Source organism: Variovorax sp. PBL-E5 (genome assembly GCF_901827185.1).
In the GTDB taxonomy this organism is placed as follows: Bacteria; Pseudomonadota; Gammaproteobacteria; order Burkholderiales; family Burkholderiaceae_C; genus Variovorax.
The window spans coordinates 297,872-315,658 of the sequence record NZ_LR594673.1 but is presented as its reverse complement, the minus strand read 5'-3'; the positions used below and the strand labels follow the sequence as shown (position 1 = coordinate 315,658).

Here is a 17,787-nt window from a genome sequence, read left to right as displayed (position 1 = left end):
ACCGTTTCCCTTCGGGTCGACGGTGCATAGAGATCAGGGGTCGGCCGCCGGCGCTATGCCAGGAGCTCGCGCGCGATCAGCATCCGCTGGATCTCCGACGAACCTTCGCCGATGCGGTAGTGCCGCACGTCGCGGTAGAAGCGCTCCACCGGCACACCGCGGATCAGCCCGCCGCCGCCGAAGATCTGCACCACGCGGTCGGCCACCCGGCCTACCATCTCGGAGCAATGCAGCTTGACCATGCTGGTCGCCGTGCCGGTGTCTTCGCCGGCGTCGATGCGGCGCAGGGCCTCGTAGGCCAGCGCGCGTGCCAGCGCGAGCTCGGTGGCGGAATCGGCCAGCATCCACTGGATGGCCTGGCGCTCGGACAGCGCGCTGCCGAAAGTCTGTCGCGTTTTGGCATGGTCCACCGCGAGTTCGATCAGCCGGTCGGCGGTGCCGATGCAGGCTGCCGACACGCCCATGCGTCCGCTCGCGAGCGAGCCCATCGCGATCGCAAAGCCGTGGCCCACCTCGCCGAGCACCGCGTCGTCGGGCACGAAGCAGTCGTCGAAGCGCAGCTCCGACAGCTGGATCGGATCCGAGCCGATGGTCTTGTCGACACGATCGATCGTCATGCCCGGCGTGTTCGCATCGACCAGGAAAGCCGTGATGCCGCCGCGCGCGCGCCGGGCCGCATCGTTGACTGCGAACACCAGGATCACCTGCGCCTTGTGCGCGCCACTGATGTAGTGCTTGAGCCCCGTGATCGACCAGCCGCCCTCGCGCTTCTCGGCCCGCGTGTGCAACGCGGACGCATCCGACCCGGCCTCGGGCTCGGTGAGGCCGAAGGACGCGAGCCAGCTGCCGTCCGCCAGCCGGGGCAGGTACTTCGTCCGCTGCGTTGCCGTGCCGTGGCGCGCGATGCCGATCGGCGTCAGGCCGCTGGAGGCATCGAGCATCAGCGTGAAGACGCGGTGCGAGCGCGCCACCTCTTCCATCACCAGGCAGTAGGTCGAGAGATCGAAGCCGCCGCCACCGGCCTCGGCCGGCAGGCGCATGCCGAGATAACCCTGCGAGCGAAGCTCGGCGAGCGCGGCCGCCGGTATTTCGCCGGTGGCATCGATCTGCCGCGCGAGCGGTTCCAGGCGCCGGGTGACGAAGCGACGGACGGCGGGCCGCATCTCGGCGAGATCGGGTGTGCAGTTCAGTTCCATCCAGGGTGAGGGTTTTGCTGTCTATTCGTTATACGGATAACAAATCCGTAGAATGGATTTATTGTGAATCCGCCCGGCACGTGCGTCAAGGGGCGCCCCTTAAACTCGTTCGCGATGGACAAGACCGACATGCAGGAAGAAGACACGAAGCATCCGATGTTCGTGACCGCGCTCGCGCGCGGGCTCGAGATCCTCAAGTGCTTCACCGCCGATCGCCAGGAACTCGGCACCACGGAGATCGCGCGCGAGACCGGCCTCGCGCAATCGACCGTCTGGCGCCTGTGCTACACGCTGACCACGCTGGGCTACCTGGTGCCGGGGCGCACGCCGGACCGCCTGCGCATCGGCGCGGGCGTGCTGCTGCTCGGGCACGCGGCGATCACGCACACCGGCATCGCGGAGTTCGCGCAACCGCTGATGAAGGAACTGGCCGACAGCTTCGAGGTCTCCGTCTCGCTCGGCGAGCGCTACCGCGACGGCATGGTCATCGTCCAGCGCAGCGAGGCGCGCGGCATCCTCAGCGTGAACCTGCATGTCGGCTCGTCGCTCGACCTTGCCAATTCGTCGCTGGGCTGGGCCTATCTGGCGGCCATCGGCGACGAGGCACGCGAGGCATTGATGGCCAAGCTGCAGGCGAGCGCGCCCGACGAATGGGAAGCGAAGTCGCGCGACATCGCCGAGGCGATCCGCAACTACCGGCGCAGCGGCTTCGTGTTCAATCTGGGCAAGTCGCACCGCGACATCAATGCCATCGGCGTGCCGGTGATTTCGGCCGACGGCAAGCGCGTCATGGCGCTGACTTGCGGCGGCGCGCGTTCCCACATGACGCGGGAGCGGCTGGTCAGCGTGCTGGTGCCCGAACTCCAGGCCCTGGCGCAGCGGATCGCGCCGCTGATCCCGGTCGACGAGCCGGGCGGCGCACGCCGCAAGAGATAGCGGCGCGCGCTATTCGAGCCGCGCGCCCACCGACTTGGCGACCCCGGCCCAGAGCTTGATTTGCGCCGCAAGGAAGGCGGCGAACTCCTGCGGCGTATCGCCGGCAGGTTCGGTGCCCACGGCCTTGAGCTTGTCCGAGATGTCCGGCGTGTCGAGCGCCTTGCGGACCTCGCTGTTGAGTTTCTGGACGATGGCCGGCGGCGTGCCGGCAGGCGCCATCAGGCCGTACCACTGCGTGACCACGGTGTCGGGGTAGCCGGACTCCGCGAAGGTCGGAACGTCCGCCGCCATCGACAGCCGCTTCGGCGCCGCAACCGCAAGCGCGCGCAGGTTGCCGGTGCCAAGATTGCCGCCGGCGCCCTGCAGGCTGATGAAGAGCGCGTCCACCTGCCCGCCGATCACGTCGGCCAGCGCCGGCCCGGCACCCTTGTACGGCACATGCAGCGCCTTGATGCCGGCCTGCCGGCTGAAGAGTTCCATCGCCAGATGCTGCAGGCCGCCCTTGCCGTTCGACGCATAGGTCAGCGCGCCGGGACGCTTCTTCGCCTCGGCGACAAAGTCGGCCAGCGTACGCGCCGGCATGTGCCGGCCCACGGCCAGCACCATCGGCTGCGTGGCCAGCAGCGAGATCGGCGCGAAGTCCTTCTGCGGGTCGTAGGGCAGGTTCGCCATCACCGCGGGATTGATCGCATGCGTGTCGGAGATCGCCACCAGCAGCGTGTAGCCGTCGGCCGGCGCGCGGCTCACGAAGTCGCTGCCGATCGAGCCCGAGCCGCCGCCCTTGTTGTCGACCACCACCGTCTGGCCGAGGCTCTTGCCGAGCTTGTCGGCCACCATGCGGCCGACCAGATCCGCCGAGCCGCCCGGCGGGTAGGGGATGACCAGCCGGATCGGCTTGCTGGGATAGTCGCTGGCGTCCGGTCCGGCGGCCGATGCCGCCAGCGCGAACAGGAGGGAAAGGACAAGGAGCAGTGATTTCTTGATCATGGTGATGTCTCTTTGTTGCAATGGAAGTCCGCGTCCTCGCGCGGCCAGGTTTCAGCCGCGTCGAAGCACGGCCTTCTGTTGCCGCAGCACCGACTGGATCGCTGCGCTGTCCAGCGCCGAAGGCGGCAGCTTGTCGCGTGCCGACAGCGCCGCGATCACGCCGGCGGCGTGGCCTGTCGCCATGCACACCGGCTGACCGCGCGCGGAGCCTGCGGCCTCGTGCGTGGCCGACAGCGCGCGACCCGCGACCACGAGGTTGTTCACGCCGCGCGCGATCAGGCAGCGCGCGGGGATGCCGTAGGAACGGCGGACCATCGACAGGTCGGTGCCGCCGCCCTCGACCTGGCCGCCGGCCGAGGCCGCGGCCGCGGCCTGGCCCACGTCGTGGATGTCGAGCGGGTAGGCGCCGCGCGCGACCTGATCGTCGAAGTCGCGGCCGGCGCGCACGTCGTCGGGCGTCAGCACGTAGCTGCCCCGGATGCGGCGCGTCTCGCGGATGCCGACCTGGAACGGGCTGGAGACGACGTAGCAGGCCTCGAAGCCCGGCACGTACTTGCGCAGGAAGCGCAGCGCTTCGAGGATCTGCAGCTGGGTCTCGATTTCCGCGCGCGTCAGGTCGTCCGGGTCCGTGCCGTCGATGCCGTGCACGCGCGTGATGTTGATGGTCGCCTCGCGCCGTCCGACCAGCGGATTGAAGCCCATGTCGTCGCGCGGGATGTGGTAGTCGCCGGCCGCGCGTGCCTTGCGGATCAGCGACTTGAAGCCCGCCATGCCGACGCCCGGCTTGCTGCGGAAGGCCGCGACGCTGTAGGCGTCGCCGACATAGCCGGGCGGCGCTTCGCCGTCTTCCGGATGCGCCTCGAGGTAGGCCCAGGTCTGGTCGAGATCGATGCCGCCGACCCTGAAGATCGCGGACACCGGCTGCAGCCGGCCGTCGGCCTCGCGGCCATGGACGACGTCGGCACCCGCGGCCTCGGCCAGATCGCCGTCGCCGGTGCAGTCGACGAAGCAGTGCGCGGGAATGATCTCGAGGCCGGCCTTGTTGGCGACGCGGACGGCCTGGATCGATCCGCGGTCCACCAGCGCGTCCGCCAGGAAGCTGTGCAGCAGGAGGTGAAGGCCAGACTCCTTCACCATCTCGATGAGCGTGAGCTTCATGGCTTCGGGATCCTGGCCCATGATCGAACCGTGACGCGGATGCTGCGAGACCACGGTCGTGCCGCCGAGCGCGCGCGCCCGCTCGATCAGCTCCTCGCCGATGCCGCCGAGCGCCTTGAAGCCCTCGCCGTCGTTGACGCCCTTGAGCGACATGCCCAGCGTCAGAACGCCGCCCAGGCTGCCGTACTGTTCCACCAGCAGCGTGCGGGCGCCGGTGCGTGCCGCCGCGATGCCGGCGATCGCGCCCGCCGTGCCGCCGCCTACCACGACAACGTCGTGGCCTTCTCGAATTCTCATGCGCTGTCTCCTGGTTGCGCCTCCGCCGGCCGTATGCAGCGGATGCCTCGAATCGTAGGAAGCCGGTGCGCCGGCGAAGGCGCCGGAACACAGCTTTGTCTCACAATATGGGCATGTCTTCGGCCTCGAATGCCGCTGCCGGCAACACGGAAGGCGCGCAAAGCGTGCGCCGCGCGGTCGCCGTGCTGCGCGCATTGGCCGCCGGCCAGGATCGCGGCGCGCGCGCGAGCGAAGTCGCGCTGCAGTGCGGCCTCACCCGCGCGACGGCGCACCGCATGCTGCAGGTGCTGGTCGAGGAAGGCCTGGCGGAGCGCACGCCATCGCCGCCGCGCTACGTGATCGGCAGGGAGGCTTCGCTGCTGGGCATCGCGCGTTCGTCGCCGCTGCCGATCCGCACCGCGGCAGCCCCTTTCCTGGAGAAGGTCTGCAGGGAGACCGGCGATTCGACCGTGCTGACCCTGCGCAGCGGGACCGATTCGATCTGCATCGAGCGGCTGACGGGCAGCTATCCGATCCAGGTCATCGGCGTCTCGATCGGCGCGCGACTGCCGCTCGGCGTCGGTGTGGGCGGCGTGGTGCTGCTCGCGTTCCTGCCGCGCGGCGAGCGCGAGGAACTGATCGCCCGGATCGCGCCCCGGCTCGCACGCCATCGCACGACGGTCACCGTGCTGCGCGAGCGCATCCGCCGCGCGCGCGAGCAGGGCCATGCATTCACCGACGCCGGCGTCATCCCCGGCACGCATGTGCTGGCGGTGCCGGTGCTGTCGCCGGACGGGCGCCCGCTCGCGGCGCTCAGCATCAATGCGATGGCCAACCGGCTGCCCGCGGCGCGCGCGAAACGGCTGGTGCCCTTGCTGCGGCAGCAGGCTGATGGCATCGGCGCGCGCTGGACGGCGCTCGGATGAATCGATCCAGGCGGTGGAAGCGCTTTGCCCTGTGGACATCGGCGGCTTTGAAGCGGTCGACGGCCGCCCGCCACAACGACCTCTTTTTGCCATTGTTCTAAGTATTTCAAAAATGTTTACAAAATTGATTCCAAAAATGATGACGTAAAGATATCATCGCGCTTCAACGGAGATTCACATGTCCAGTTCGCGCACCCAGGGTTCCGCTGGTCCGTCCAAATCAGGCATCAAGCTGGTCAAGCCGACCGTCAAGCAGGCTGTCAAACCGGCCGTCGTGCGCGTCGACGTGGCACAGGAACTGCGACGCCGCATCGCCAACCACGACCTCCCGCCCGGCAGCAAGTTGAAAGAGGTGGATCTGTCGATCGAGTTCGGCGTCCCCAGGCCCCGGATTCGCGAAGCGCTGTCCACCCTCGAAGAGCGCGGGCTGGTCGAGCGGATTCCCAACAAGGGCGCTGTCGTGATGCGCCTGGATCTCGCGCAGGTGATGTCGATCTACGAGGCGCGCGAGGCCCTCGAAGGACTGTGCGTGCGGCTGGCGACCGAGCGCAGCCCGAAGGGCCACTGGGATGAACTCTGCGTGCTCTTCGGTGACCCGATGATCGGGTATCTGCGAGCGGGCGACTTCGATGCGTTCATGGCCGGGTACGAGATGTTCCGGGCCCGCGTGTTCGACGCTGCGAAGAGCGAGGTTGCGCAGGACATGCTCGACAGCATTCTCGAGCGCACCCAGATGATCATTCGCCGATCGATCATGCTGTCCGGGCGCGCCGAGCGCGGTCTGGAGCAACACCGCGCGGTGCTGCAGGCCATGCAGCGCGGCGATGCCGCCGAGGCCGAACGGCTGCGGAAACTGAGCCTGCGCGACGCGGCCGAGTGCATTCGCCAGTACCACAAGGTCGTCATCTGAGCCTGCATTGCTCAATTTGCAAAGGGACAAGGATGAGTTCGAGAATCTATTCGGTGGTCAAGGCATTCGCCGCCTTGCTGATGGCATCCGCCTTCTGTCTTGCGCAGGCACAAGGCGCCTATCCATCCAAGCCGATCACCATGTATGTCGGTTTCGCCGCCGGGAGTGCCACCGATATCGTGGCGAGGGTCATTGCGCAGAAGCTTTCCGAGCGCCTCGGCCAGCCCATCGTTGTCCAGAACCTCACCGGCGCGGCATCGACCATCGCCACCGCCGCGGTCGCCCGAGCCGCCCCCGATGGCTACACGCTGATGACCGTCTCCGGTGCGCTGGCGATCGGTCCTGCCGTCTATCACAACCTCAAATTCGACGTCGAGAAAGATCTCACGTCCGTCGGCCTCATCGGCTCGCTGCCCACGGTACTGCTGATCAACGAGTCGCTTCCGCCACGGTCGTTGAGCGAGTTCGTGGCGTACGCAAAGACGCGACCGGGCCAGTTGAACTTCGGCTCCTCGGGCAATGGCGGATCGACGCACTTGTCTGCCGAACTCTTCAGCCATGCAGTCGGCATCAAGATGACCCATGTGCCCTATCGCGGCAACTCTCCGGCCGCTGCGGCACTGATGGCCGGCGAAGTCCAGGTGCTCATGGACACCGTCCTGCTGGCGTCGCAGTCGGTGAAGACCAGCCGGGTGCGCGCGCTGGCCGTGACGGGAAAGACCCGATCGCCCGTGCTCCCCGACGTGCCCACCTTCGCCGAGGCCGGCCTGCCGAACTTCGATGCATCGATCTTCTTCGGCCTCATGGGTCCCGCACAGCTGCCGAAGGACGTTGTTGACAAGCTCAACAAGGAACTGAACGAGGTGCTCAAGGATGCGAGCGTGCGAACGAGCCTGGCCACCCATGGGGGGCTCCAGCTTTCGGGTGGAACGCCTGATCAGATGGCGCAGGTGGTGCACGACGAAGTGGCGAAGTGGAAAAAAGTGGCCCAGCAAGCCGGAATCAAGGCCGAGTGATGACGAGTTGCTCAGAGCGAGAGAAGAGCGGCGGCCGCGGCCCCCTGAGCAGCTATCGGGTCCTGGAACTCGGCTCCACCGTCGCGGGTCCTTTCTGCGGACGCCTCTTCGCCGATTTCGGGGCCGAGGTCATCAAGGTCGAGATGCCCGAAGGCGATCCGGTCCGGACGATGGGCAGCGTCGAAGGCTCGGCGTCGCTGTACGCCGCCAGCATCTTTCGCAACAAGTCCTTGATCGCTGTCGACATGCGCACGGCACACGGCCAGGACATCGTTCGACGGCTGGCCGAGAAGTGCGACGTCGTGATCGAGAACTTCAGGCCTGGCACCCTGGAAAAATGGGCCCTTGGCTACGAGGATCTCCGCGCCGTCAATCCGGGCATCGTGATGGTCCGGATCAGCGGCTTCGGCCAGACCGGCCCCTACAGCGCCCGTCCGGGCTATGGCGTCATCGGCGAAGCCATGAGTGGTCTGCGCAATCTGACCGGCGATCCCGACCGTCCGCCGGCGCGCATGAACACATCGCTGGGCGACTATGTCGCCGGCCTCTACGCGGCATTCGGTGCCATGGTCGCGCTGGATGCGCGCGGGAGGTCGGGCAAGGGTCAGGTCGTCGACGCCGCCTTGTACGAGTGCGCATTCAGCTTCATGGAGCCGCATGTGCCGGCCTACAACCGGCTCGGCGTCATCGCGCAGCGAACGGGATCCGAGCTGCCCGGCTCGGTGCCGAACAATCTCTACACCTCGAAGGAGGGGCGGCACATCCATATCACCGCCATGGCCGACTCGGTCTTCAAGCGGCTGTGCCATGCGATGGGTCGACCGGAACTCGCAGCCGAGGGCATGTACAAGGCGGCCAAGGCGCGTGTCCTCGATGCCGCCGAAGTGGACCGGCACATACAGACCTGGGTCGGCGCCCACGCGCTGGAGGAGGTCGAAGCCGCGCTGGTGGAGGCCGACGTGCCGGCAACCCGCATCTTCACCATCGCCGATGTCTTCGCGGACCCGCACTTTCGCGCGCGCGAGATGCTCGCCTCGGTGCCATCGAGCGAACTTCGGGCCAATGTCACCGTTGCCAACGTCGTACCGAAGCTGAGTGACACGCCCGGGAATATCCGGCACGCGGGTCATCGCGTCGGCGAGGACACCAGGCAAGTGCTCGCGCAGTGGCTGGACCTTCACGACGACGAAATCGACAACCTGATCCGCGACTGCGCGGTGATGGCGGCGTAGCTTTTTGGAAATCACATGTCTCATCAGAACGAAATCACCGGCACCCTGGATTGGAGTCAGGAACTTGAGGAACTTGCGCAACGCGCGGCCTACGCCACGCAGATGGGCGGCGCTGCCGCGGTCGAGCGTCACCATGCAGCCGGGCGCCTGACGGTCCGGGAGCGGATCGGCAATCTGACGGATGCGGATTCGTTCCAGGAAGTCGGCAAGCTGACCGGCCAGGGCCACTACGAGCAAGGCGTTCTCACCGGCGTGACGCCCGCGCCCTATGTGATGGGCCTGGCGGCGATCGATGGTCGCTCGGTCGCGGTCGGCGGCGAGGACTTCACGATCCGCGGCGGCTCCAGCTGGAGCGGTGACCGGAAGAAGGGCGGGCAGGGCGGCTTCGTCGAAGAACTGGCGCTTCAATACCGGATTCCGCTGGTCAACCTGATCGACGGCGCCGGCGGCAGCGTCACCTCGCAGAAGAAGCGCGGCCATACGGTGTTCCCCGGCGTGTACGGGTTCGAAACCTCCGTCGCATTGATGGGGACCGTGCCGGTCGTCAGTGCCGTTCTGGGTACCGCAGCAGGCGGCCCTGCCGGCCGCGCGATCCTGTCGCACTGGTCGGTCATGGTGCAGAACACGAGCCACATCTTTGCGGCCGGCCCGCCGGTCGTCGAGCGGTCGCTTGGCCAGAAGATCACCAAGGAAGAACTGGGCGGGCCCAAGACGGCCGTCGACCAGGCCGGACTGGTCGACAACGTCGCCATCGACGAAGCGCAGTGCTTCGAGATGATCCGGCGCTATCTCTCCTACATGCCGTCCAACGTCTGGGAGTTGCCGCCGATGCTCGCCGGCACGGATCCGATCGGCCGGCGAGAGGAAGAGCTCGCGTCCATCGTGCCGAGGGATCGGCGCAAGCCCTACAACATGCGCAAGCTGATCGGACTGATCGTCGACACGGGTTCCGTGTTCGAGATCCAGCCGTCGTTCGGCAAGGCGGTCATCACCTCGCTCGCGCGCCTCAACGGCAAGGTGGTCGGCATCGTCGCGAACAATCCGATGGTCTATGGCGGCGCCATGGACATGAAAGCTGCACGCAAGCAGACCCATTTCATCGAGCTTTGCGACACCTTCCACATTCCGCTCATCTTCCTCGTCGATGTCCCCGGCTTCATGGTCGGCAAGGACGCGGAGATGGCCGGCACGCTGAGGGAAGGCATGCGCAGCGTCTATGTCAGCCTGCAGGCGACCGTGCCGATGGTGACCGTCGTCATCCGCAAGTGCTATGGCATGGCGGGCATGGCCACCACCGACAAGAACGGCATCGGGCTCAAGCTCGCGTGGCCATCCGCGGAGTGGGGCTCCTTGCCGATCGAAGGCGGCGTGGCGGCGGCATTCCGGCGTGAGATCGCCGAGGCGGCCGACCCGAAGATGAGGGAGCGCGAACTCGAGAACGAATTGCGCGCGCTGTCCTCGCCGATGCGCACCGCCGAGGCTTTCGGTGTGGAGGACGTCATCGATCCGCGGGACACCCGCGGCTACCTGTGCCGGTTCATCGATGCCGCGCAGTTGCGGCTGAAGACGAGCCTCGGACCCAAGCTGAGGGGCGGCGTGCGTCCCTGATTCGTCCGAGCGCGTGGCGTGATGGTGCGGCCGGTCGACGGGTCTTGATGGCCGGTGTCTTACGCCCTTCGCGGCGCCGCGAAAGGAAGCTCGAATCGTTGCGCCAGCGCCGTCAGGTCGTCCTGCACGGGTGCCGACAGCGCGATGCCGTGTTTGCGCGCTTGTTCTTCGAGCGTGGCGCCGCGCTGCCCAGGCAGCCGCGCGGCGCCGCGCGTACTCGACCCGATGAAGTAGCCGGTCCAGTCCGACATGCTCTCGTCGAATGCAGCACGGCTCCCGAAGGCATCCGGGTCGACGAACCAGAAGAACGCGCCGACCCGGCTGGTGCCGCCGCCCTCGCGCAACGACGGCGCGGCGCGTGCGTTCGACGCTTCGGTGGCCGACAGCGATGCAGCGAGCACCTGGACCATCATTGCGAGGCCCAGGCCTTTCGCGTCGCCGACCGGCAGCAAGGCGCCGTGCAGCGCCCGGCTCGCGTCGGTGGTGGGAGCGCCCTCGTCATCGACAGCCCATCCCGGTGGGATCGACCGGCCTTCGCGTGCAGCGAGCAGGATGTGTCCCCGCGCGGCCTTGCTGCATGCCATATCGAAAACGAGCGGCGGTGCGTCGGGCAGCGGGCAACCGAATGCCAGCGGGTTGTTGCCGATGGCGCGGCGCTCGAAACCCTCGAGCGCAAGCAGCCTCGGCGTCTGTTGCCCGGCCATGCAGAACAGGCCTGACTCCGCCGCCGCAAGGACGTGGACGCCGAGCGCGCCGAGGTGGCCGACGTCGCGCGCAACGACCAGCACGCTCGCGCTGTCGCGCAGCGCATGGCGGGCCGCACCCAGGATATCTCGCGCCGCTACCGCGCCCATGGCGCCGTCGGCATCGAAGACCACACCGCCGCGCAGCACCGTGTGATGCATGGCAGGCACGGGGTTGAAAAGTCCTTCGTCGAGCATGTCGACGTACGACTTGACGCGCGAGAGCCCGTGCGTCTTCCATCCACGCGCTTCGCTTCGAACCAGCGAAGCGGCGACGCAGCGCGCATCGTCGGAAGGCATGTCCTTGCGCTGCAGGATCGAGGCGACGAATTCCTCGAGCGCGGCCATGGCGAAATAGCCTTCGCTAAAGCATCCAGGGTTCATCGAGTCCTCTGATATCGAGATCGGTCGGCAAAGCCCTCGCGCCGACTCAATCCATCCGGATGTTGGCGACGCGCGCCACCTCGGCCCACTTGGCCGTGTCATTGCGCACGAAATCGGTGGTTGCGCGCGGTGAACTCGGGTCGGCGATGGCGCCGCGATCGACGATGCGCTTCTGCATCTCGGGCGCCTTGAGCACGGCCTGCACATCGGCGCTGATCTTTTCGACCAGACTTGCCGGCGCACCGGCCGGCATGAAGAGGCCTGCCCAGCCGATACCCGAGAAACCCGGATAGCCCAGTTCGGCGATGGTCGGCACGTCGGGCAACTGCGGCACGCGCTGGGGTGTCGTGACGGCCAGCGGACGAATCTTGCCCGAGATGACGTGTGGCAGCGACGAAGCCAGGCCGTCGAGCATGATCTTGATCTGGCCACCGAGCAGATCCGTCATCGCCGGTCCGCTTCCGCGATAGGGCACGTGCACCATGTTGATGTTGGCGACATGGCAGAAGAGCTCGGCCGTCATGTGCTGCGAAGTGCCGGTGCCCGCGGACGCGTAGCTCAATTGGCCGGGCGACTTCCTGGCGGCTGCGACCAGCTCACCCAGGCTCGAGATGCCGCTGTCCGGATTGGCCACCAGAATCAGCGGTGCCACGTAAAGACCTGTGATCGCCGAGAAATCCTTCAAGGGCTCATAGGGCATCTTGGAATAGATGTTCGGATTCACGGTCATGGCCTGGCTGCCGCCGACCAGCAGCGTGTAGCCGTCGGGCGGGGCAAGCTTGACCGACATCACACCCGGCACACCGCCGCCGCCGCCCTTGTTGTCGACGACCACGCCGTGGGTCCAATTCCGCGAGAGGCTCTCGGCGACGATGCGCCCGAAGATGTCGGCCCCCTGGCCCGGCGGATAGGGCACGACGAGCCTGACGGGCCGCGAAGGAAAGACGTCCTGCGCGAACGCCGCGCGAGTAAGGATCGTGGAGAACGCGCCGAGCGCGGCGATGGAGTGGCGACGATTGATCATGAACCGACTTCCTGGTGTGGATTGCAAAAAGTCCGGCTACATCGATATGCCGAAGCGACTGATGGCTGACTCACGCGTATCGAGCAGTTCCGAAGTCGTCATCTCGCCATTCGCGACCGAGATCGCGTAGTCGAGCAAGCGGGTGCCGATGTCCTTGATCGATTCGTTGCGCTCCAGCACGCCTGATACATCGAAGTCGATGTTGTCCGGCATGGCTGCGAGCGTATTGCGATTGCCGCTGACCTTGATGACGGTCGTCACCTGGTGACCGATCGGATTGCCGACGCCGGTCGAGAACAGGCACAACTGGCATCCTCCCGATGCGAGCCCAGTGATCGATTCGACCGCCGGCGCCGGACCGGCCATGAAATGCAGGCCGGTCTGCGTCGGCGTCTGGCCGTAGTTCAGCACGTCGATGACCTGGGATTTGCCCGATTTCGCGATGGCGCCGAGCGCCTTCTCTTCGATCGTGGTCAGGCCGCCACGTATGTTGTCGGGCGACGGGTTCGATCCGCGCAGGTCGATGCCCAGCGCCATGATGTCCTTCTCGTGGCCTTGGATGGTGTCGAGGATCTTCTGCCTGACCTCGGGCGTCGCGGCGCGTTCGGCAAACAAGGCCTCGGCACCGAAGAACTCGGACGTTTCCGTGATCGTCGCGGTGCCGCCTGCCATGATGATCGCGTCGGCCACCACGCCGATCGCGGGATTCGACGCCAGGCCCGAGGTCGTGTCCGAGCCGCCGCATTCGAGTCCGATGTGAAGACGCGACAGCGGAAACTCCTGGCGCCGCTGCTTCGATGCCTCGCGCGCCAGATGCAGCGCCGCCTGCGTGCCCGCGGCGATCGAATGGATCGTCCCGCCGGCGAGTTGCATGTCGACCGAGACGACCGGTTTGCCCGAGGGCTTGAGGAGCTCTACCAGTTCTGTCGTGGTGCGCGGCTCGAGGCCGATCACGACGACGCCTGCGATGTTCGGATTGCGGCAAAGTCCGGCCGTGACGTGCAGCGTGATCTCGCGATCCTTGCCGAGCTGCCCGCGGATAAAGGAACCCGGAAGGTAGACGGTGCCCTGCACTGCCTGCGCAACGGCACGTGTCACCGGATTGCAGTTGTCCATGACCGAGATCACCGCGATCAGGTTGCGAATCCCCACCGAGCCGTCGGGCCGTGCGTAGCCCCAGAATGTGTTGCGACTCATGCTGCCTCCTTGTCGCCGCGGCCGCGCAGCGCCTCGACGTTGTGCAGGTGCACGTGCTGACCCGTCCGGATGGACTGCGTCGCGCGCCCGATGACGATGCCGTATTTGAGAATCGGATCGCCTTTGCCGATATCGCGCGTGGCGACCTTGTGTCCGTAGTCGACTGGTGCGACAAGCCGGACGCTTCCTTTGCCTTCCCCACTCAGTGCGACCTCATCGCCTTCGCTGCCCGGGTCCACGAGCGTCGCGACGTTGTCGTCGGGATTCAAGATGATGGCTCTGGCCATTGATGTCTCCTTCCATGTGTTCACTTCGAAGCGCTTCACTGCTATGTAGCAGTTGAGATAGTATAGGTACGGATGGCAGCGGATGTACAGCCCCTGCATCACGAAATCGAGACCGCCCGATATCGGCACAACCAAAGAGCATTCACCATGGACCCATCCACGCAGCGCAGGAAAGACATCGATACCCGACGCAAGACTGTCGCCCTGATCGGCGAGATCTACCATTCCACGGCGCTTGACCTGCTGCGCGAACACGTCGACGTCGTAGTGCTCGACAACCCGAGTTCGTCCGAGATCGCCGAGGCGTTCATGAACGCTCAGGGTGCAATCGTCCGATACCCGTTTCCGGTCAATGACCTCGTGCTGGCCCAGGCGTCTCGTCTCGTCGTGGTCGCGTCCTCCGGCCGGGGGACTGACTCGATCGACATCGATGCGTGCACGCGCCATGGCGTGGCGGTGGTCAACAATCCCGGGCTCGGAACTCTCCCTGTCTCCGAACATGCGATGGGCGCAATGCTCGCGCTGGCGCGACGGCTGTTCGAATGCGCGCGCGCCGTGCGCGAACCGCAAGCCTGGCCACGGCGAACGCAGCTCGACATCATGGATCTGCACGGCCGAACGCTGGGCATCGTCGGGCTGGGACTCATCGGATCGGAAATGGCACGCAAGTGCAGGGCGGCGTTCGACATGAACGTCATTGCCTACGATCCGCATGTCTCGCCGCAGCTTGCTGAACATCTTGGCGTCACGCTGCTGCCCGATCTCCACGAGTTGCTCCGCCGATCCGACGTCGTGTCGCTTCATTGCGAGCTCAATGCGCAGTCGCGCGGAATGATCGGCGAAGCCGAACTGCGCCAGATGCAAGCGCGTGCGTTTCTCGTCAATACCTCGCGCGGCAAGGTCGTGCAGCAGGCGGCTCTCGTGCGCGCGCTCCAGGAGGGATGGATCGCAGGCGCAGCACTCGACGTCTATGAAGACGAGCCGCTGTCTTCGACAACGCCGCTTTTCGCCTTGCCGAATCTTCTGCTGTCGCCGCACATCGCAGGACTCTCCGGCGACGCGCTGTATCAGCTCGCGCATTCGGCTGTGCGGCAAGTGCTCGATGCGCTTTCTGCAAGGCGGCCTGCGCACCTGGTGAACCCGAACGTCTGGGACGAAGCCCGAACCAGGCTCGAACCGATTCACTGACCGACACGAGCCAGGCCGGCGTGGTGGCGAGGGTCTTATAGTCGGGGCCATCCTTCGATTCCGACATGGCAGATTCTCCTCCCGTCATCTCCAAAGCCCGCGCCATCGTAGATATCATCATTTCGGACATCGCCGCCGGAAGGCTCAAGAGCGGCGACCGCCTTCCCTCGGAGAGGGTGCTCGCTTCGAAATACGACATCAGTCTTGGCACGGTCCAGCGTGCGATGCAGGTGCTTGCACAGCGCGGTGCGATCACGCGAGAGCATGGGCGCGGCAGCTTCGTGCGCGGCCTCGGCGCGTCGATCGACACCCGCTATCTGCGTTTTCGCGACGCCAAGGATCGCAATCTTCCGCTGTACTGGCATCTGATCGACTGGCACGTTGGCACGGCCGCCGACGGCGTGGCGCAGTTCTTCGGTGCCGCGTGCTCCATCGTCTGCATCGAGCGCTGGGTCGATGTGGATGGCCGCTTCGCGCTGCTCAGCAAGCTCTTTCTTCGCCGCAAGGACTTCGATGCACTCTTTCGCGATGACGAACCGCGCGACGACACCAATCTGCGCGAGCTGATTTCACAGCGCCTTTCCCTGCCAACCATGCGCATCGAGCAGCGCATGGCGTTCGAGCCGCTCGACGCCGACGTTGGCCGATTCATCGGCAGCCGGGCGGGCGCCAAGGGATTCATGCTCGAACTGCGAGGTTACACAGTGCGCGATCGGCCCTTGTCGCTGCAACGCATCTACGGCGCATTGTTCTCGGAGCTCACTCTGGTGGTCGACGTGAAGGTGATCTAAAGGGGGCTCGAAGTGCGCGCAGTGCCGAGTGCGGCCGGCGCCTGGACGCGGTGCGCCGCCGGGTGAAGCGACGTCAAGGAGATGGTGGCAACGGCGTTCATGTCGGCGCCAGCAACTCAGCCCTCGATCACCGCGACGACCTGCCCATCCTCGACGGAGTCACCTTCCTTGACTCGAATTTCGACGACCCGGCCTGCAGCGGTGCTGACGACGGGGATTTCCATCTTCATGGATTCCACGATCAGGATCGAGTCATCGACAGCGACTTGAGATCCTTCGGGCATCTGGATCTTCCAGACCTTGCCGGTGATTTCCGATACGACTTCGGTGCGTGCCATGTGTTGTTTCCTTGGAGTTAAGCAGATTTCCGGGCCGCACGGGCCAGGATGTCGGCGCCGAGTCCGGTATGGACATGGCCTGCACGGAATTCCTCGCTGTCGACGACCCTGCGCACGAACGGAATGTTGTGCTTGACCCCTTCGATGGTCGTGGCGTCGAGCGCGCCGATCAGGCGCTCGATGGCCGAGGCGCGGTCGTCGGCATGCACGATCAGCTTGGCGATCATGGGGTCGTAGTAAGGCGTCACCTTGCAGCCCTCGGCGAAGCCGGTCTCGACACGGATGCCTTCGCCGGCCGGAAACCGAAGGGTCTTGAGCGTGCCGGGCGAGGGGAAGAAGCGCACCGGGTCTTCGGCGTAGATGCGGGCTTCGATCGCATGGCCTCTGGTCGCGATGACAGGTGGCAGCACCTCATCGAGCCCTTCCCCTGCGGCCAGGCAAACCTGTGCAACCACCAGATCGATGCCCGTGATTTCTTCGGTGACCGCGTGTTCGACCTGCAGGCGTGTGTTCATCTCTAGAAACTGGAAATCGGCGCCTCCGCCGAACAGCGTTTCCACCGTGCCGATCACGTCGTAGCGCAGCTTGCGCAGCACCTCGACGATGTCGTCGCCGGCACGGGTTGCGACCGGACGCGGAAGCAGCGGTGCGGGCGATTCCTCGATGACCTTCTGATGGCGCCGCTGGATCGAGCAGTCGCGCTCGAACAGATGCCGCACATTGCCATGGCGGTCCGCCAGGATCTGGAATTCGATGTGGCGCGGCTGGAGCATCAGGCGCTCGAGGTAGATCTCCGCATTGCCGAAGCTGCGCTCCGAGAGTGACCCGGCCCGCTCGATGGCCTGTACCAGCTCGGCCGCGTCATGGGCCGCCACCATGCCGATGCCACCGCCACCCGCCGCGGGTTTCACGAGCACCGGGAATCCGATGGCTTCGGCTGCTTTCAGCGCGGCGGCCGGGTCGCCGTTCAGCAGGCCGGAACTCGGCGCCATCGTCAGCCCGTGCCGGGCCATCAGATCGCGCGCGCGGGTCTTGTGCCCCATGGCTTCGATCCATTCCGGGCTCGGACCGATGAAGCGCGCGTCGCTGGCATTGACGCGCTGTGCGAAGCCGGCGTTCTCCGACAGGAAGCCATAGCCGGGATGCAGGCCATCCGCACCGGACTTCTTCAGCACGTCGAGCAGCGCATCCTGGTTCAGGTAGCTGGCCTTGGGCTCGGCCGGCCCGATGCAGAAGGTCTCGTCCGCTTCGGCCAGATAGGGCAAGCCTGCGTCGGCTTCCGAATAGACGGCGACCGATCGGATGCCGAGCTTCTTCAATGCGCGAATCACACGTGCCGCGACGGCGCCGCGGTTGGCGATGACGACCTTGTTGAACATGCGCTCCTCTGTGCGTGGTGCTTGGGTGGATGGCCGATGCCCTGTCGCGTGATGCCGTGGCAGATGGCTCCGGGAATTCTCATCGGGCTCGAATGATAACTTCGTTGCTTCATTTATGTAGTCATTATTGTAAACAAAGATGCTGCCAATTTCTGACATGCTCATTCTCCGAGGGAAGGCCGCGCTCGCGCACCGGCACCGCTTGCGGCTG

At 66.0% G+C, this 17,787-nt stretch carries 18 protein-coding genes; 9 read left to right on the top strand and 9 right to left on the bottom strand.

Features of this window, described 5'->3' with window-relative positions; all coding sequences use genetic code 11:
- Positions 1-53 precede the first annotated feature (53 nt).
- Positions 54-1,196, bottom strand: a complete 1,143-nt coding sequence (locus WDLP6_RS33415; RefSeq protein WP_162595582.1) for an acyl-CoA dehydrogenase family protein — start codon at positions 1,194-1,196, stop codon at positions 54-56.
- 114 nt (positions 1,197-1,310) lie between these two features.
- Here WDLP6_RS33415 and WDLP6_RS33410 point away from each other — a divergent pair, with 114 nt between their 5' ends.
- A complete protein-coding gene (locus WDLP6_RS33410; protein ID WP_162595581.1) occupies positions 1,311-2,132 on the top strand; it encodes an IclR family transcriptional regulator in 822 nt (273 codons plus the stop codon).
- A 9-nt stretch (positions 2,133-2,141) separates the two neighbouring features.
- On the opposite strand, the gene WDLP6_RS33405 is transcribed toward WDLP6_RS33410, so the two are convergent.
- Both WDLP6_RS33405 and WDLP6_RS33400 read right to left on the bottom strand, forming a co-directional pair.
- Positions 2,142-3,119, bottom strand: coding sequence for a Bug family tripartite tricarboxylate transporter substrate binding protein (locus tag WDLP6_RS33405; protein WP_162571946.1), 978 nt, complete (start codon positions 3,117-3,119; stop codon positions 2,142-2,144).
- A gap of 51 nt (positions 3,120-3,170) precedes the next feature.
- Positions 3,171-4,574, bottom strand: a complete 1,404-nt coding sequence (locus WDLP6_RS33400; protein WP_162595580.1) for an FAD-dependent oxidoreductase — start codon at positions 4,572-4,574, stop codon at positions 3,171-3,173.
- 113 nt (positions 4,575-4,687) lie between these two features.
- Between WDLP6_RS33400 and WDLP6_RS33395 the strand changes: the two genes are divergently transcribed.
- From WDLP6_RS33395 to WDLP6_RS33370, 6 genes are read left to right on the top strand one after another with little or no spacing between them, the layout of a single operon-like run.
- The gene (locus WDLP6_RS33395) at positions 4,688-5,479 is read left to right on the top strand and encodes an IclR family transcriptional regulator (protein ID WP_162595579.1); all 792 of its coding nucleotides are present in this window, start codon (positions 4,688-4,690) and stop codon (positions 5,477-5,479) included.
- Positions 5,445-5,627: a hypothetical protein gene (locus WDLP6_RS33390; protein ID WP_162595295.1), complete on the top strand. Its 183-nt coding sequence runs from the start codon at positions 5,445-5,447 to the stop codon at positions 5,625-5,627. The genes WDLP6_RS33395 and WDLP6_RS33390 overlap by 35 nt, the downstream gene beginning before the upstream one ends.
- A gap of 30 nt (positions 5,628-5,657) precedes the next feature.
- Positions 5,658-6,389, top strand: coding sequence for a GntR family transcriptional regulator (locus WDLP6_RS33385; protein WP_162595578.1), 732 nt, complete (start codon positions 5,658-5,660; stop codon positions 6,387-6,389).
- A gap of 32 nt (positions 6,390-6,421) precedes the next feature.
- The gene (locus tag WDLP6_RS33380) at positions 6,422-7,405 is read left to right on the top strand and encodes a Bug family tripartite tricarboxylate transporter substrate binding protein (protein WP_232077698.1); all 984 of its coding nucleotides are present in this window, start codon (positions 6,422-6,424) and stop codon (positions 7,403-7,405) included.
- Complete coding sequence (locus WDLP6_RS33375) at positions 7,405-8,637, top strand: CaiB/BaiF CoA transferase family protein (RefSeq protein WP_162595577.1); 1,233 nt, start codon at positions 7,405-7,407, stop codon at positions 8,635-8,637. The genes WDLP6_RS33380 and WDLP6_RS33375 overlap by 1 nt, the downstream gene beginning before the upstream one ends.
- Before the next feature lie 15 nt (positions 8,638-8,652).
- Positions 8,653-10,245, top strand: coding sequence for an acyl-CoA carboxylase subunit beta (locus WDLP6_RS33370; RefSeq protein WP_162595576.1), 1,593 nt, complete (start codon positions 8,653-8,655; stop codon positions 10,243-10,245).
- Positions 10,246-10,304: 59 nt separating this feature from the next.
- On the opposite strand, the gene WDLP6_RS33365 is transcribed toward WDLP6_RS33370, so the two are convergent.
- The 4 genes from WDLP6_RS33365 to WDLP6_RS33350 all read right to left on the bottom strand — a co-directional run bounded on the left by WDLP6_RS33365 (position 10,305) and on the right by WDLP6_RS33350 (position 13,880).
- Positions 10,305-11,336 carry an Ldh family oxidoreductase gene (locus tag WDLP6_RS33365; RefSeq protein ID WP_232077696.1) on the bottom strand — a complete coding sequence of 344 codons (1,032 nt, stop codon included), beginning with the start codon at positions 11,334-11,336 and terminating at the stop codon, positions 10,305-10,307.
- Positions 11,337-11,418: 82 nt separating this feature from the next.
- On the bottom strand, positions 11,419-12,396 hold the full coding sequence (locus WDLP6_RS33360; RefSeq protein WP_162595574.1) for a Bug family tripartite tricarboxylate transporter substrate binding protein: 978 nt from the start codon (positions 12,394-12,396) through the stop codon (positions 11,419-11,421).
- A 36-nt stretch (positions 12,397-12,432) separates the two neighbouring features.
- A complete protein-coding gene (locus WDLP6_RS33355) occupies positions 12,433-13,593 on the bottom strand; it encodes a UxaA family hydrolase (protein ID WP_162595573.1) in 1,161 nt (386 codons plus the stop codon).
- The gene (locus WDLP6_RS33350) at positions 13,590-13,880 is read right to left on the bottom strand and encodes a UxaA family hydrolase (RefSeq protein WP_162595572.1); all 291 of its coding nucleotides are present in this window, start codon (positions 13,878-13,880) and stop codon (positions 13,590-13,592) included. Before WDLP6_RS33350 ends, WDLP6_RS33355 begins: the two co-directional genes overlap by 4 nt.
- Positions 13,881-14,027: 147 nt before the next feature.
- On the opposite strand from WDLP6_RS33350, the gene WDLP6_RS33345 reads away from it, so the two are divergent.
- Together WDLP6_RS33345 and WDLP6_RS33340 are read left to right on the top strand one after the other, a co-directional pair.
- Positions 14,028-15,068 (top strand): hydroxyacid dehydrogenase, encoded by a 1,041-nt coding sequence (locus WDLP6_RS33345; protein ID WP_162595571.1) that lies wholly within the window; start codon positions 14,028-14,030, stop codon positions 15,066-15,068.
- A 65-nt stretch (positions 15,069-15,133) separates the two neighbouring features.
- The gene (locus WDLP6_RS33340; protein ID WP_162595570.1) at positions 15,134-15,859 is read left to right on the top strand and encodes a GntR family transcriptional regulator; all 726 of its coding nucleotides are present in this window, start codon (positions 15,134-15,136) and stop codon (positions 15,857-15,859) included.
- Positions 15,860-15,975: 116 nt separating this feature from the next.
- Here WDLP6_RS33340 and WDLP6_RS33335 read toward each other — a convergent pair whose 3' ends face one another.
- Positions 15,976-16,197, bottom strand: coding sequence for an acetyl-CoA carboxylase biotin carboxyl carrier protein subunit (locus tag WDLP6_RS33335; protein WP_162595569.1), 222 nt, complete (start codon positions 16,195-16,197; stop codon positions 15,976-15,978).
- Positions 16,198-16,214: 17 nt separating this feature from the next.
- Positions 16,215-17,576 carry an acetyl-CoA carboxylase biotin carboxylase subunit gene (locus WDLP6_RS33330; protein WP_162595809.1) on the bottom strand — a complete coding sequence of 454 codons (1,362 nt, stop codon included), beginning with the start codon at positions 17,574-17,576 and terminating at the stop codon, positions 16,215-16,217.
- Between the last annotated feature and the right edge of the window lie 211 nt (positions 17,577-17,787).

What these genes read in the sequence shown, in the direction of transcription:
- WDLP6_RS33415 (WP_162595582.1), bottom strand. Translation starts at nt 1,196, where the DNA reads ATGGAACTGAACTGCACACCCGATCTCGCCGAGATGCGGCCCGCCGTC.
- WDLP6_RS33410 (WP_162595581.1), top strand. Translation starts at nt 1,311, where the DNA reads ATGGACAAGACCGACATGCAGGAAGAAGACACGAAGCATCCGATGTTC.
- WDLP6_RS33405 (WP_162571946.1), bottom strand. Translation starts at nt 3,119, where the DNA reads ATGATCAAGAAATCACTGCTCCTTGTCCTTTCCCTCCTGTTCGCGCTG.
- WDLP6_RS33400 (WP_162595580.1), bottom strand. Translation starts at nt 4,574, where the DNA reads ATGAGAATTCGAGAAGGCCACGACGTTGTCGTGGTAGGCGGCGGCACG.
- WDLP6_RS33395 (WP_162595579.1), top strand. Translation starts at nt 4,688, where the DNA reads ATGTCTTCGGCCTCGAATGCCGCTGCCGGCAACACGGAAGGCGCGCAA.
- WDLP6_RS33390 (WP_162595295.1), top strand. Translation starts at nt 5,445, where the DNA reads ATGGCATCGGCGCGCGCTGGACGGCGCTCGGATGAATCGATCCAGGCG.
- WDLP6_RS33385 (WP_162595578.1), top strand. Translation starts at nt 5,658, where the DNA reads ATGTCCAGTTCGCGCACCCAGGGTTCCGCTGGTCCGTCCAAATCAGGC.
- WDLP6_RS33380 (WP_232077698.1), top strand. Translation starts at nt 6,422, where the DNA reads ATGAGTTCGAGAATCTATTCGGTGGTCAAGGCATTCGCCGCCTTGCTG.
- WDLP6_RS33375 (WP_162595577.1), top strand. Translation starts at nt 7,405, where the DNA reads ATGACGAGTTGCTCAGAGCGAGAGAAGAGCGGCGGCCGCGGCCCCCTG.
- WDLP6_RS33370 (WP_162595576.1), top strand. Translation starts at nt 8,653, where the DNA reads ATGTCTCATCAGAACGAAATCACCGGCACCCTGGATTGGAGTCAGGAA.
- WDLP6_RS33365 (WP_232077696.1), bottom strand. Translation starts at nt 11,336, where the DNA reads ATGGCCGCGCTCGAGGAATTCGTCGCCTCGATCCTGCAGCGCAAGGAC.
- WDLP6_RS33360 (WP_162595574.1), bottom strand. Translation starts at nt 12,396, where the DNA reads ATGATCAATCGTCGCCACTCCATCGCCGCGCTCGGCGCGTTCTCCACG.
- WDLP6_RS33355 (WP_162595573.1), bottom strand. Translation starts at nt 13,593, where the DNA reads ATGAGTCGCAACACATTCTGGGGCTACGCACGGCCCGACGGCTCGGTG.
- WDLP6_RS33350 (WP_162595572.1), bottom strand. Translation starts at nt 13,880, where the DNA reads ATGGCCAGAGCCATCATCTTGAATCCCGACGACAACGTCGCGACGCTC.
- WDLP6_RS33345 (WP_162595571.1), top strand. Translation starts at nt 14,028, where the DNA reads ATGGACCCATCCACGCAGCGCAGGAAAGACATCGATACCCGACGCAAG.
- WDLP6_RS33340 (WP_162595570.1), top strand. Translation starts at nt 15,134, where the DNA reads ATGGCAGATTCTCCTCCCGTCATCTCCAAAGCCCGCGCCATCGTAGAT.
- WDLP6_RS33335 (WP_162595569.1), bottom strand. Translation starts at nt 16,197, where the DNA reads ATGGCACGCACCGAAGTCGTATCGGAAATCACCGGCAAGGTCTGGAAG.
- WDLP6_RS33330 (WP_162595809.1), bottom strand. Translation starts at nt 17,576, where the DNA reads ATGTTCAACAAGGTCGTCATCGCCAACCGCGGCGCCGTCGCGGCACGT.